This window comes from Citrobacter sp. LJND-P06, from assembly GCF_058188415.1.
Genome location: NZ_CP187317.1, coordinates 1823762 through 1838571 on the forward strand (window position 1 = coordinate 1823762; position 14810 = coordinate 1838571).

The window sequence follows — 14810 nt, forward strand, 5'->3', positions numbered from 1 at the left end:
TACCAATCAGCTATTTATTGGCTACGGCGATCCCAGTCAGAGGAGCCATATTTAGAAAAGCCCGCTTTTTAGCGGGCTTTTTGCTTTCTTATTCAGGCTTAATTCGCCTGTACCCGAATGGGGGCGGTTGCGGCAAATAGCCACGGACGCGCCTCGCTGTTCACCAGCCCAGACAAGGTTTCTCTGACCTGCTGATGGTAGTCATCGATCCATTGTTTCTCTGCGTCACTCAGCAGATGTAACTCCACCAGATTCAGATCGATGGGTACCAGAGTCAGCGTGGAGAACTTACAGAATCCTGGGCGGCTTTCTACGATCTCAACCTGATTTTCAATACGGATACCGTATTGTCCTGCGAGATAATAACCCGGCTCGATGGTCATGATATTGCCTGCGGCTAACGGCCACGGATTCACTTTTTTAGCCAGACGGTGAGGCTGTTCGTGGATCAAAAGCTGATGACCGACACCGTGACCGGTTCCATGATCGTAGTCGAGACCGAGTTCCCAAAGCGCCCGGCGGGCGAACGCATCAAGTTGGTGGCCCTGACTTCCGCTGGGGAACTGCAGGGTGATCAGTGACAGGAAGCCCTTCAGTACAGCAGTGTAATGCAGCTTCCGCTGCGCATTCTGCGGACCAAACGCCAGCGTACGGGTGGTATCGGTGGTTCCATTGTGATACTGACCGCCGGAGTCGTTCAGGTACATCGCTTGCGATGTGATTGGCGTATTGGTGTGTTCACTTGAGTGATAATGGCACATGGCGGCGTTACTTGCGGAGGCCGAAATTGTGCCAAAACTTTGTTCAATAAATCCCGGTTGCTGTTGACGGTAGAATAGCTGTTTTGCCTGGGCCTCCAGTTCAGTCACGGGATTGCCCGCCGCTTCACGCAGGGGAACCTCATGTGCCAGCCATGCCAAAAAGTTAACCCAGGCGGCGCCATCCTGCTGGTGGCATTCCCGGTAACCGGCCAGCTCTGTTTCGTTTTTATTCGCTTTGATAAAGGTGATGGGATCGGGCGACCAAATGACTTCGCCGCCGTGCTGTTCAATGGCAAAACGTAGCGCAACCGGTGCGTAATCTTTATCGACCAGAACGCGTTTTCCGGGGGCGAGTTGTTGGCAACGAGACAGGAAATTTTCCTGCGCACAGAGCGTCAACGTTTCCAGCAATGCGTCCGGTAATTCAGTGGTTTTTCGGCTATCGACGAACCATTCCAGCTCACCCGTGCGGTGCAACAGAGCAAAAGAGAAAGGCACCGGCACCATATTCAGGTCTGATCCGCGAACATTCAGCAGCCAGGCAATGTTGTCCGGCAAGGTGATAGCGAGAATATCAGCCTGATGTGTTTCCAGTGCTTCGATAATCCGCGCGCGTTTTTGCGTGCTGCTCTCCCCGCTGATTTCAATCGGCATGTCTCGAATCAACCCACAAGGTGGCGCGGGACGGTCGTGCCAGACGGTGTCGAAGGGGTCGTTCTCTAAGGCGACCAGTTCACAGTGCGTCGCCGAGAGTGCTTCAAACTGACTGTTAGCCATCAGTAATGGCTCGAATGCGATACGTGCGCCGGCCGGAACATGAGCCTGTAGATAGTCTGCCAGCGGTTCGTCGTGCAAATGATGAACCTCAAAATCGTTGAGATCGACTTCAGCGCGCACTTGCACCTGGTATCGTCCGTCGACGAAGATTAACGCCCGGTCGCGGAGTACCAGCGCCAGTCCGGCGGAGCCGCTAAACCCGGTTAACCAGGCCAGTTTATTGTCATGCGGCGTACAATCTTCGCTCTGATGGGCGTCGGCGCGCGGGACAATCATGCCATCCAGCCCTTGCGTTATCAGTAAGCTGCGCAGAGCGGAAAGGGGAGTTGAATTTTGCATAGATACCTTCTGACCTTAACGGAACGGCGGTTCGTTGAACGTACGTAATTTACGGGAATGCAGACGATCGCCTTCTGCGCGTAGCAGGTCGATCGCCCGGATACCAATCTGCAGGTGCTCGGAAATGGCACCCTCATAAAAACGGTTTGCCTGGCCCGGAAGCTTGATTTCTCCGTGTAGCGGCTTATCGGAAACACACAGCAATGTGCCGTAGGGAACGCGGAAACGGTATCCCTGCGCAGCAATGGTGGCACTTTCCATATCAATCGCCACGGCGCGACTCAGGTTGAAGCGCAATGCGGAGGCCGAATAACGTAACTCCCAGTTTCGGTCATCTGTAGTGACCACGGTTCCGGTGCGCAGGCGTTGTTTAACCTCTTCTCCCGGCATTCCACTGACTTGTTTGGTGGCGTCATAGAGTGCGCGCTGTACTTCGGCAATGCTGGGGATTGGGATATCGGGCGGCAGTACGGCATCCAGCACGTGATCGTCGCGCAAATAGGCGTGAGCCAGTACGTAATCGCCAATGGACTGACTTTCACGTAATCCACCGCAGTGGCCGATCATGAGCCAGACATCCGGGCGCAGGACGGCCAGATGGTCGCAAATCGTTTTGGCGTTAGACGGGCCGACGCCGATGTTCACCAGCGTAATGCCCTGGCCGTCAGCGGTGATCAGATGCCAGGCGGGCATTTGATGTTTTTTCCAGGCCAAATCGGAAATAGCTTCTTCCGGCGCTTCTGTTTCTGCGGTGATCCAGATCCCTCCTGCACAAGACAGGGCGATGTAAGGGCTGTCCGGATCCAGAATTTGGCTGCATCCCCAGCGCACAAATTCATCCACGTAACGGGTGTAGTTGGTAAACAACACAAAGGGTTGAAAATGTTCAACCGGGGTGCCGGTGTAGTGGCGCAGGCGCGCCAGCGAGAAATCGACGCGACGGGCATCAAAATGCGACAGGGGGGAAAACTCTGCCGGATGATAGATGCCATCGGCTGTTTCATCACCAATCTGCGCCAGTTCCGTTGTGGGGAAATGGCGTGTGAGTCCTGCGCTCATTGAACGATCAAGCGTCAACGCAGAGCCGTCAATGACATAAGGATAGGGGATTTCATGGTGCGACGGTTCGACGCAGATGTGCGCGCCGTAGTCCTGATAGACAAGCGTGAGCTGTTCCAGCAGATAAGCGCGAAACAGTTCCGGGCGCGTTACGGTGGTGGTGTAGCATCCGGCATGGGTAAAACGCCCAAAAGCACGCGTTTTGGGGGGATTCGTGGCGGTGCCATCCCAGCTTACTGAGAGTGAGGGGTAGACGAAAAGCCCATTATTTCTTGCGTCGACATCGGGTAGCGTAACGTTTTCAATATAGCGAGAGATGGCTTCCCGTAGTGCATTTACTGACCGATCATATAATTCATTAAGGCGTTCCAGCGCCTGTTCGGGTGTCAGACCTTTACCCTGATTCTCCATATTATTCTCCTTATGCGTTCACAGGTTGCCCATACCATTCGATAGTATGTCAGCGAATTGTGAAACAAAAGGGGGCGATGAACGTGGGGTGAAAAAGCCGGAGGGCATCCGGCTTTGACAGATTACAGTGTTACTGTTTCCCGTTAGTCTTTTTTGGCGGCATTAGCAAAGAAGATATCGGACTGAATATCCTTGGTGCGTAGGGTGAAAAGCTGGTTTGTCAGCGATTCTGTCAGATTCTCGGCGTCAGCCATTACGCGTAAATTAAAGTCATTCAGCATTTTATTTGCGGCATCTTTATTGGTTTTTGCCATTTTCAAATACTCGGCTTCGACGTCTTTCTGTTCTTTCGCGACCTTATCTTCCCAGTCTTTGTAAGCGCGTTTAACGATCGGGGCGAGTTTCGGATAATCCGTCATCGTCAGCGTCTGTAATTTACGATATTTCCAGTAAATTGACTGACTGTCGGCTTTATCTGTACCGATGCTGTAGTTGGCAGGGTAGGCTTTTAATCCGCTGTAGTAGGGGACAAACGCGGTGAGATCGGCCATGCCCAGGCCAATATAACTGACTTCGCCGATTTCCTTCGGCAGCCACGGGCGAACCTGCATAACGTGCGCTTCATAGGTACGGAAAACGCTAACCGGACGCCAGGGTTCTTTTCCATTCAGACCTTTTGAATAGGGATCATGTTCGGTGCCTTCGTAATGATCGCGCAGGACGGCTTTAACGTCATCCAGCGTCATTTTTTTCTCAGGCGTGGCGAAGACCGGGAATTGTCTACCGGCGGCGACATCCTGTTTCAGTGACGGTGTAAATTGTTTCTGAATAGTCCAAACGCGCGGGTCGTTATACGTCCGATCACGTTCATCATCACGGGTATAAGCTTTGGAGAAATTAAAAGCCCCGTCGCGTTTCTGGTCATAAAGACCTTTTTCCGTGGCAAATTCAATCAGGTTTTTTGAACCCATAAAATTAGGATCTTTTGCATCGTAAGCTTGTAAACGCCCCTGATTGCCTGACGCAAAATATTGCCCGGAAGGAAGACGCTGCGCCATCCACTGATGTCCGGTGGCGGTTTCCAGATACCAGACTTCATTATCATCGACAACGGCAACACCAAAACCTTCGCCTGCGCCTGTGGTTTCAATAATATGACCCAGCAATGCGATGGCTTCCCGTGCAGTTTTTGTCTGTGAAAGGAGAACGTCTGGAATATCGTCTTCCGTAATGCCGACATCTTCGACATAGGGATCAAATGCCAGTGCTTTTGGTGAGGCAAAAATAGATTCTGTGCCACTCACACCGACACCTGCTTCGTTAAAGCCCGTTGCGCCATGTAACTGGGTTTTCCAGTTAGGGACAGTGGTATAGCGTAAGGAGTCCTTCGGTAATGGCCAGGTGAAATTATTCGCGCCGTTATGTGCTTTGGTACTGTACACCCCGGTTTGATTTTTTTTCGCCGGGTGAATCAGAAAATGCTGAGCTTTCATTGCGTCACTGTCTGCGCTACGGGCAACCATCATGGAGCCATCCGCAGACGCTTCATTTCCGACCAACAGTGTTGTACAGGCGAAACCCGATGAAACTACCGCTACGTTTATTGACAGTGCAATAAGGCACTTTTTAAAAGTCGACATGCTAACTCCCTTTTGTTCCGTTATAAATAGACCGGAAACACACTGCTTCCTTAAGCGCGATGACGCTTCGACTGACCCCGCGTCGTTCGCCAGAGAGATAAACGCGTCTGCCCGCATTTTCTCCAAATATCCGCCTGCGTATCTCAGTCTTTTGGACAAAATAGCCGGTCCGTTTCGCTTAATTATTACGCAGAGGATATTGAGGTATTCAGGATGTTACCCAAACAGACTTGAAGAATAGCAATGACATAAAGATGATTTCAGTGACGTATATCGCAATGCCGCGCAGCTAAAAAATAACTGAACGTCTATCTGGAGACATTAATGTGGTTATCGGAAAACAAAATGACATGAACGAAAGGTGGTGTATCCGGGGGGATTTTGCGATACCGGAGGGTTATTTTACTGACTGTAATTAATTGCAAAAAATAAGCACTGGCAGAGGGTAAACGCCGAAAAGCAAAAAGCCCGCTAAAAAGCGGGCTTTTCTAAATATGGCTCCTCTGACTGGACTCGAACCAGTGACATACGGATTAACAGTCCGCCGTTCTACCGACTGAACTACAGAGGAATCGTGTGAACGAGGCGCATATTAGCGGCGTGAGTTTGGGTTGTCAAAGGGTGAAATACGATTTCGCGTTCGTTTGCTGACAAAATCAACAAAGCGATGCTCTTTCGGGCAGTTTCCCATTATGCCCTGATCTGGTGCGCTTTTACCAGTGATGGAGCAGAACACCATGACTGATTGGGTTTATAAGAATGCTATGAAGGAATAATGTCTTGTTTAACAATTCATTATATTTAATTTCGTCATTTTGCGTAAACTGGCAAGCATCTTGCAAAATCTTCTGACACACGGTTGCCAGCACCTGGGTTGGCGTTCCGGACAGGAGGCAAAATGAACTTCAGACGGCTGAAATATTTCGTAAAAATCGTCGATATTGGTAGCCTGACGCAGGCTGCTGAAGTGCTGCATATCGCGCAACCTGCACTTAGCCAGCAGGTCGCAACGCTGGAAGGGGAACTGGATCAACAACTGTTGATTCGAACCAAACGAGGCGTTACGCCTACCGAGGCTGGAAAAATTCTCTATACGCATGCACGGACGATACTCCGCCAGTGCGAGCAAGCCCATCTGGCGGTGAATAACGCAGGCCAGACCCTCAGTGGGCAGGTGTCTATTGGTCTTGCTCCAGGGACTGCGGCCTCTTCTATAACCATGCCGCTGCTTCAGGCGGTGCGCGCCGAGTTACCCGATGTGCTGGTCTACCTACATGAAAATAGCGGGGCGGTACTGAACGACAAACTGCTCAACGGCCAACTGGATATGGCTGTGCTGTATGAACGTTCTCCGATCGCCGGTATTACCAGTCAACCTTTGCTTAAAGAAGATCTGTTTCTGGTGGGAACCTGTGATTGCCCCGGGCAGAGTGTCGATTTAACGGCGGTTGCTGAGATGAATCTGTTCCTGCCACGGGACTACAGTGCAGTTCGCCTGCGTGTGGATGAAGCGTTTTCGCTACGCCGCCTGACGCTGAAAGTGATTGGTGAAATTGAATCTATCGCAACATTAACGGCGGCAATTGCCAGCGGAATGGGGGTAACGGTATTACCTGAGTCGGCAGCCCGCGCTCTGAGCAGTGCGGCAAATGGCTGGATGGCCCGTATTACGACACCTTCTATGAGCTTACCTTTGTCGCTGAATACGCAGGCCAAAGGGAGTTTGTCACCTCAGGCTCAGGCGGTAAAAGAGATTTTAATGTCTCTGGTGAGCCATCCAACTCTGGAAAATCGGGAATTGTTGCTGGTGAGTTAAGCGTTATTCCTCAGTGGAATAAGATGCGGGTTTTTATTATTTGTTATGCCGGGCATCAGACTTTAACAATAGCGTAATGTCTGATGTTTTCGGAGCGAAGAGTGAATTTTCAGCAACTAAAAATAATCCGCGAGGCGGCCCGTCAGGACTATAACCTGACGGAAGTCGCCAATATGCTCTATACCTCTCAGTCGGGCGTGAGTCGGCATATTCGTGAACTTGAGGACGAGCTGGGCATCGAGATTTTTATCCGGCGCGGTAAACGCCTGCTCGGAATGACGGAACCGGGTAAAGCACTTTTGGTGATCGCCGAGCGGATCCTCAATGAAGCCAGTAATGTTCGCCGACTTGCGGATTTGTTCACCAACGACACCTCTGGTGTTTTAACGATTGCCACCACGCACACCCAGGCGCGATACAGTCTGCCGGAAGTGATCAAAGCTTTCCGTGAATTGTTCCCGGAAGTTCGTCTGGAGCTCATTCAGGGGACACCGCAAGAGATTGAAGGATTGTTGCATAGCGGTGAAGCCGACATAGGGATTGCCAGTGAGCGGTTAAGCAACGACCCTCAGTTAGCCGCGTTCCCCTGGTTTCGCTGGTACCACAGTCTGTTGGTGCCTCACGACCACCCGCTTGTACACGCTTTACCTTTAACGCTGGAATCAATTGTACACTGGCCGTTGATCACTTACCGACAAGGGATTACCGGGCGCTCCCGTATTGATGAAGCGTTTACCCGCAAAGGGCTGCTCCCTGATATCGTCCTGAGCGCTCAGGATTCTGATGTGATTAAAACCTATGTGGGGCTGGGGTTAGGGATAGGCCTGGTGGCAGAGCAATCAAGTGGTGAACAGGAAGAGGGGGCGCTGACACGTCTCGATACCCGCCATTTATTTGATGCCAATACGGTCTGGCTCGGTCTGAAGCGCGGGCAGTTACAGCGTAATTACGTCTGGCGTTTCATTGAGTTATGTAATGCAGGGTTGTCAGTTGAGGATATTAAGCGACAGGTAATGGAATCAGACGAGAGCGTCGTCGATTATCAGATATAAAGCAAAAAGCCCGCTAAAAAGCGGGCTTTTCTAAATATGGCTCCTCTGACTGGACTCGAACCAGTGACATACGGATTAACAGTCCGCCGTTCTACCGACTGAACTACAGAGGAATCGTTTGAACGAGGCGAATAATACTGACCCCACCACACGGTGTCAACAGTAAAATTCGCACGCTATTTCAATTGGTTAATTAATCCTCAAATCAGAGAATTAATGTACATATGAAGCCCGCTGCTCGTCGTCATCGGCGCTATCGCGTAAACGCTGTAACGGATCCTGGCGGTAGAACTGGCAAAAACGTTGCCACAGTGCCGGGAATCGTGGCGCAAACAGTTCTGGCGCACTGAAAAAGTATTCTGACAAGACGGCAAAACATTCCGCAGGGTCGACAGCGGCATAGGCATCAATACTGGATGCTGTTTCGCCCACTAAATCTATCTCATCCTGAATATTGTTCATGGCAGCGTGCAGGTCATGCTCCCAACTGGCAACATCCCGCAACGGAATTAAAGGAATGCCGCTTGCGCGATCGCCATTACGCATATCCAGTTTATGCGCCACTTCGTGAACTATCAGATTAAAACCGGAAGCATCGAATGAGTCATGAATGTCGAGCCAGTTGAGAATAATAGGCCCTTGTTGCCAGCTTTGTCCGGACTGAACGACGCGCTGGTTATGCACTAAACCGATGTCGTCTTCCCATTCATCATCCACCACAAACGGGGCAGGGTAGATCAACACTTCGTGAAAACCGTCCAGCCATTCGATGCCTAACTCGAGAACCGGTAGACAAAAAAGGAGCGCGATGCGGGCACTTTTTAGCGAGTCCAGCTCAAAACCCTGAAGCGCGACCAGCCTTTTTTGCTGTAAAAAACGCTCTGCCAGCGCAATTAATCTGGCTTGTTCTTGTGCAGAGAGCGTCACCAGCAGAGGAATGGCAAGGGCGTCTTCCCACGGCAGGACTTCATTCTGCGCTGTTTCTTGTGCTTTCCAGGGCCACTTAATCATCGTTTTGCTCGCAAACTCGTCACTTGAACAAAATTGAAAGGGCAGGGTCTGTTAAAATGCCAAATTACCTGGCATCATTGCAACCATCAGAACGGAGAGATGCCGGAGCGGCTGAACGGACTAGTCTCGAAAACTAGAGTAGGGGCAACTCTACCGGGGGTTCAAATCCCCCTCTCTCCGCCACTTATTCTTCCTGCCTCATTTTACACCTTCAGTACGCTGCTAAGACTTCGCTTCCTGTTGACTGAAAAGAAAATGCCTGAGCATCATTTGAATGCGTACTGCCCGGCAAATCCTGCAACAAACGTCCTGAATCTCACTTTGCCACAATGTTGTTCATCTTTTCCATCAGTTCGGAACCGTTAAATGTGATGTGAGCCAAAGCTTTCATAAACTATTGTATTGTCAGGTGCAGCCGATATTCGGTGCTCAGTCAATGTGAGGTTGGGCGTGTAGCGTCCCGGCGATGGTTATTGGCCACTGCGATAGGTGATAGGCGGGAGGATAAAAAAAGCCCGCGTAGCGCGGGCCTGGGAAGAGGGGAAGTTAGAACTGGTAAACCAGACCAACTGCAACGATGTCATCTGTTGCGATGCCATTGTCGGCATAAAACGAGTCATCGTTATCCAGCAGGTTGATTTTATAATCAACATAGGTGGACATATTTTTGTTGAAGTAGTAAGTCGCACCAATATCAACGTATTTGACCAGATCTTTGTCGGTATAACGCGGATTACCGCTGCTATCGTGAGCCCAGCCACCTAAATCAGAGCCTTTGGATTGCAGGTAGGCCAGAGACGGACGCAGACCGAAATCGAACTGGTACTGAGCAACGGCTTCAAAGTTCTTGGTTTTGTTGGCGATGCCACCCTGACCACCATCACCACCACCGTAATAGGTCATATTGCGCGTTTCTGCATACATGGTTGCCAGATAAATGTTATTAGCATCGTATTTAGCGCCAACGGTCCAGGCTTCTGCCGTTTCACCACCGGCATAGCTGTTAGCATGAAAACGATCCCCGTTACCACGAGACTCCTGAGCGTTGGTACGATCTGAGGCAGAATATGCCGCACCCAGAGTTAAACCAAAGTCAAAGTCATAGGTGGTAGACATACCGAAACCGTCGCCGTTTTCTTTAGCCAGCTTACGGCCTGCGCTGTTACCTGAACCTTCCTGGCCAAAACTGCTGCCTTCGTTATTACCCTGATACTGTAATGCAAAGTTCAAACCGTCAACCTGGCCAAAGAACCCTTGATTACGATAAGTGGCAACACCGTTAGTACGACCCAGCATGTAAACGTCGGTCTGAGTGTAAGAGTCGCCACCAAATTCTGGCAGCATATCGCTCCACGCTTCAACGTCGTAAATTACGCCATAATTACGACCATAATCGAAGGTACCATTCTGACCAAAGCCTAAACCCGCAAAGGCCAGACGAGTCGATGCGTCACCTTTGTCACCTTCAGTACCATTTGCCTGAACGTTATATTCCCACTGACCGTAACCCGTGAACTGATCGGCAATCTGAGTTTCACCCTTGAAACCGAAACGGACATAAGACTGATCGCCATCACTGCCGGCATCGTCAGAGAAGTAGTGCAGACCATCAACCTTTCCGTATAAATCGAGTTTGTTACCGTCTTTGTTATAAACTTCAGCCGCATTCGCTGCGCCTGCCGCTAATAATGCCGGGACAAGCAATGCCAGAACTTTTCTTTTCATTATATATATCCTTATGATGATAATTCGTATGAATATGTACTCTATCCGGTAAAGTACATTGAGATACTATTCTATTAAGTTCATTGTTTTTTAAAAATAACATGTAACAAATCTATTTAAAATAATTCAAATTGTTTCTATTGGCGTTATTATAAATAATTAAATATGATTCATTTTATTTTTATTGTCTGTGATTATATTTAATTTTCATTTGGTTATGATTTGCTTTGTTGGGGTTGTTTAAATCAATAATATTGAGTGTGTTAATAATGTTTGTATGTGGTATTTGTTTCAGGAAAAAGTCGGCATAGATACCGACAAGGAAGTATTGCTAAAGTGAATAATAAATGGAGAATAACGGCGCTATCTGGATATAAAAATGGTTAAAATTAAAATGATGCAGTGTTGTTAATTTCATTCATGGAATTTATATTTTAAATCTCCGTTGTTGACACCTTTTGTTTCATCCCAGGATTGACAAGGCTTGGGCATCCCTAACTAAAATTGCCTGAGATCAATGTATTTGTAAAAGAGATAACCAAAGCACTCCTGGCGCCTTACTTCACAGCTAAATGTGATTATAATCACATAATTGTGTAAATTTCGTCGTTTTAGTTACATCACCAACGCGGAGTATAAATTGACCAATATGGAAGAAAAAGCAAACCGCAGTCTGGGCGGAAAACTGGCCTTGTGGGTTTTTTATGCTTTTTGCGGCTATTTTGTCTGGGCTATGGCGCGGTATGTCTGGGTGATGAGCAACCTGCAGTCAGTGCCTGTTCCTGGTATGGAGAGCGATCTGGGGTCAACGGCAGGTAAATGGCTGGGGGCTTTGCTGGGATTTGTTGTGTTGAGCCTGGTGGGTGTCATCCTGGGTGGAATTGCATGGTACACAAGACCTCGTGAGATTCGGCGTGAAGGTGATAGCGAAAGTTGCTAACGTAAGGCCTTCACACGAGGAGAGGCAACATGAGTCTGCAACAGTGGCAACGAGAGTTTGAGGGCTGGCTTGGCGAGCATCATCGGGATCAAGATGCTGCCCATGATATTTTTCATTTTCGTCGTGTCTGGGCGACAGCGCAAAAACTGTGTGCTCATGAAACGGTAGATGGATTAGTGGTGCTGGCGGCATGTTACTTTCATGACATTATCAGCCTCCCCAAAAACCATCCCGAACGCCACCGTTCGTCAGTGTTAGCGGCGAAAGAGGCCAGTCGTATATTAATGAATGATTTCCCGTCATTCCCCCAATCACAGATACCCGCGGTCGTACACGCGATCGAGGCCCACAGTTTTAGCGCAAAAATTACACCCGTCACGCTCGAGGCGAAAATCGTGCAGGATGCTGACCGACTGGAAGCCCTCGGCGCCATTGGATTGGCCCGCGTATTTGCGGTATCGGGCGCGCTGGGCGTGGCATTGTTTGACGCCGGGGACCCTTTTGCCCAGAACCGCTCCCTCGACGATAAACAGTTTGCGCTCGACCATTTCCAGAGCAAATTGCTGCTGCTGCCGAAAACCATGCAAACAGCCAAAGGAAAAGCGCTGGCAAAGCACAATGCCGATTTCCTGGTAGCGTATATGGCGAAACTGAGCGCAGAGTTGAACGGTGAGTATGAATCGCTGGATCACGCCGTTATTCAGTCTTTTAGCGCTGACTGATAGCGTTCACACCCGAAACGTAAATACCTTCGTTTTATGTTAACCTGTCGAATATCAATTTCGGCCGGTCAAATGTATGCAGGATAATCTTTCAGTTACAGGCGTTCAGGATCTGATGACAGACAATACCGGCATCGCGGTTCAGGCGATGCTGGATAAATTGCTGGAAATCTACGATGTGAAAACACTGGTGGCGCACCTTAATAGCGTTGGGGAGAATCACTGGAGCCCGGCCATTTTAAAACGCGTCGTGGCGAATGCCGCATGGCATCGGTTGAGTGATAACGAATTTTCTCATCTTAAAACGTTGTTGCCGACGCCGCCGGCACATCATCCCCATTATGCTTTTCGTTTTATCGATCTTTTCGCTGGAATAGGCGGAATACGCCGTGGATTTGAAGCGATAGGCGGGCAATGCGTATTTACCAGCGAATGGAATAAACACGCGGTGCGAACGTATAAAGCAAATTGCTACTGCGATCCTCAGACGCATCATTTCAATGAAGATATTCGTGATATTACCCTGAGTCACCATGATGGCGTGACGGATAATCAGGCTGCCGAGCATATTCGCCAACACATCCCGCAGCATGATGTTCTGCTGGCGGGTTTTCCCTGCCAGCCGTTTTCGCTCGCCGGGGTATCAAAGAAGAATGCGATGGGACGTGCGCATGGTTTTGCCTGTGATACGCAGGGTACGCTGTTCTTTGACGTGGTGCGGATCATTGATGCCTGTCGTCCCGCGATTTTTGTGCTCGAGAACGTGAAGAACCTGAAGAGTCACGATCAGGGCAAAACCTTCCGAATTATTATGCAGACGCTGGATGAGCTGGGCTACGACGTGGCGGATGCCGCCGATAACGGCCCTGATGATCCGAAGATCATCGACGGGCGGTATTTCTTACCGCAGCATCGCGAACGTATCGTGCTGGTGGGGTTTCGCCGCGACCTGAACCTGAAAGCCGATTTTACATTGCGGGATATTGTCACACGCTATCCGCAGCGTCGCGTCACGCTGGCTGAACTGCTTGAACCCGCCGTTGAAGCAAAATACGTTCTGACGCCGGTTCTGTGGAAGTATCTGTACCGCTACGCGAAAAAACACCAGGCGCGGGGAAATGGATTTGGTTATGGGATGGTCTATCCCTCTAACCCTGAAAGCGTAACGCGAACGCTGTCTGCGCGTTATTATAAGGTACTTGTAGATATCATAAAAAAGATGCATTAACGTACTGTTAAATAAAGTTATTGAATCTAGGTTCTATGTCCATTTTTTTGATGAAAAAGACATTTCATCAAAAAATATCGAAGATAGTTGTATTAAAATTCCTAAACGAGGTTCTTATATTTGAAGAGTGTTACTGGCCTGCTCCCCGTTGATTAATACACCCCGTGTTAGTAATGTCTTCATCTTGACCCAGACCTAGAATATGCTCCAGTCATAATCAGGAATAACCGGTTTGTCTGACTGCATATTCCGGCAAACGACAGACTTTTTAGCGAATTCGGATGGGGTCATCCATCCCTGCGCATAATGGGGACGCCTCTGGCTATAGTGTATGCGCTAGGTTCCGATTTCACACGCGCATCTTCCAGCGACATGAACCCATTTTCGTTCAGGCATTCCTGTCTCAGCCTACCATTGAATGATTCTACCGTGGCATTATCTGTCGGTGATCCCGGTCGTGAGAAGCCAATGCGTATACTGCGTTCATACACCCACTATCCAGCATTTCCCCTGCAAATTCAGAGCCATTATCCGTTTTCAGCAATTGCGGCAGGGGGCGTCTGAGCGCGATGCTGTTCAGCATCTCTGCGACTTCTGTTGAGCGCAGCTTTCGACCGTCAAACGACGCATCAGAGACAAAAATCCATCCCCCAGGCATGTTTGGGATACTGACCCTAGGACTGGTTCCGCTGCGCAGATTTATTGCGATGCGGTCGTTTGAGGCGCAGTGACAGTCCCTGTACGCGGTAGTGGCGGTAAATGCGTTTATGGTTATCCCGCCAACCCTCCTGCCTGAGCAGGATATGCACCCGCCGGTAGCCGTAATGCACTCGTGTTTCAGTGCTCTCCCGTATCCGCAGGCGCAGGGCGCTGTCATCGGCCGCCACAGGGCAGTAGCGGAACGAACTGCGGCTGACGGCAGACCTGCCGCTCACTGGGCCCGTAACCTGCCTGCAGAGCCCGGACCAATTCGCACAAACGTGCCAGCGTTAGTTATTTTTTGCCAGCACCTCCTGCAGCATCGCTTTGTCGAGGCTCAGATCGGCCACCAGTTTCTTCAGCCGCAGGTTTCCTCTTACAGTTGTCGTATGTGCTTCAGCTCTTAGGGGGAAATACCGCCGTATTTCTTGCGTCATGTATTGAACGTGGCATCGGAAATTCCCAACTTACGGCAGATCTTGCGTACCCAGTTCGGCCTGCTTCAGGACAAAGACAATCTGCTCTTTGGAGAATCGATGATTATTTCATCGGCACCACCTCCGTTCGGGGGGGCATCATACCGGAATTCTGTTTCTGAATGGAGCAGGATTTTGTGGTAGGGTCAAATAA

General features: G+C 49.8%; 9 protein-coding genes, 3 tRNA genes and 2 pseudogenes. 6 read left to right on the forward strand and 8 right to left on the reverse strand.

The genetic code is table 11. The annotated features are described in order from the left end of the window. Positions 1-98 precede the first annotated feature (98 nt). The 4 genes from ACO7SM_RS08695 to ACO7SM_RS08710 form a co-directional block, all read right to left on the reverse strand. A complete protein-coding gene (locus ACO7SM_RS08695; protein WP_490470489.1) occupies positions 99-1877 on the reverse strand; it encodes an aminopeptidase P family protein in 1779 nt (592 codons plus the stop codon). A gap of 15 nt (positions 1878-1892) precedes the next feature. Further along, positions 1893-3347 carry an AMP nucleosidase gene (locus ACO7SM_RS08700; RefSeq protein WP_490470490.1) on the reverse strand — a complete coding sequence of 485 codons (1455 nt, stop codon included), beginning with the start codon at positions 3345-3347 and terminating at the stop codon, positions 1893-1895. Between the two features lie 143 nt (positions 3348-3490). After that, positions 3491-4987, reverse strand: a complete 1497-nt coding sequence (locus ACO7SM_RS08705; RefSeq protein ID WP_490470491.1) for a C69 family dipeptidase — start codon at positions 4985-4987, stop codon at positions 3491-3493. Between the two features lie 495 nt (positions 4988-5482). Beyond that, a tRNA-Asn gene (locus ACO7SM_RS08710) sits at positions 5483-5558 on the reverse strand. Between the two features lie 327 nt (positions 5559-5885). Here ACO7SM_RS08710 and nac point away from each other — a divergent pair. Beyond that, on the forward strand, positions 5886-6803 hold the full coding sequence (gene nac / locus ACO7SM_RS08715; RefSeq protein ID WP_490470492.1) for a nitrogen assimilation transcriptional regulator NAC: 918 nt from the start codon (positions 5886-5888) through the stop codon (positions 6801-6803). A gap of 101 nt (positions 6804-6904) precedes the next feature. Beyond that, positions 6905-7855 carry an HTH-type transcriptional regulator Cbl gene (gene cbl / locus ACO7SM_RS08720; RefSeq protein WP_490470493.1) on the forward strand — a complete coding sequence of 317 codons (951 nt, stop codon included), beginning with the start codon at positions 6905-6907 and terminating at the stop codon, positions 7853-7855. 37 nt (positions 7856-7892) lie between these two features. Here cbl and ACO7SM_RS08725 read toward each other — a convergent pair. Together ACO7SM_RS08725 and mtfA are read right to left on the reverse strand one after the other, a co-directional pair. Next, positions 7893-7968, reverse strand: a tRNA-Asn gene (locus ACO7SM_RS08725). Between the two features lie 100 nt (positions 7969-8068). Beyond that, positions 8069-8866, reverse strand: a complete 798-nt coding sequence (gene mtfA, locus ACO7SM_RS08730; RefSeq protein ID WP_490470494.1) for a DgsA anti-repressor MtfA — start codon at positions 8864-8866, stop codon at positions 8069-8071. A 93-nt stretch (positions 8867-8959) separates the two neighbouring features. On the opposite strand from mtfA, the gene ACO7SM_RS08735 reads away from it, so the two are divergent. Next, a tRNA-Ser gene (locus ACO7SM_RS08735) sits at positions 8960-9049 on the forward strand. A 363-nt stretch (positions 9050-9412) separates the two neighbouring features. Here ACO7SM_RS08735 and ompC read toward each other — a convergent pair. Then, entirely contained in the window at positions 9413-10591 is a 1179-nt protein-coding gene (ompC, locus tag ACO7SM_RS08740; protein WP_490470495.1) for a porin OmpC, read from the reverse strand. Between the two features lie 649 nt (positions 10592-11240). On the opposite strand from ompC, the gene drpB reads away from it, so the two are divergent. The 3 genes and pseudogenes from drpB to dcm form a co-directional block, all read left to right on the forward strand. After that, on the forward strand, positions 11241-11531 hold the full coding sequence (gene drpB, locus ACO7SM_RS08745; protein ID WP_490470900.1) for a cell division protein DrpB: 291 nt from the start codon (positions 11241-11243) through the stop codon (positions 11529-11531). 29 nt (positions 11532-11560) lie between these two features. After that, a complete protein-coding gene (locus ACO7SM_RS08750; protein ID WP_490470496.1) occupies positions 11561-12253 on the forward strand; it encodes a phosphohydrolase in 693 nt (230 codons plus the stop codon). 76 nt (positions 12254-12329) lie between these two features. Continuing rightward, positions 12330-13460, forward strand: a pseudogene (gene dcm, locus ACO7SM_RS08755) (DNA (cytosine-5-)-methyltransferase); the annotation flags it as partial. A 216-nt stretch (positions 13461-13676) separates the two neighbouring features. On the opposite strand, the pseudogene ACO7SM_RS08760 reads toward dcm, so the two are convergent. Then, a pseudogene (locus tag ACO7SM_RS08760) lies at positions 13677-14698 on the reverse strand (integrase core domain-containing protein). Positions 14699-14810 lie beyond the last annotated feature (112 nt).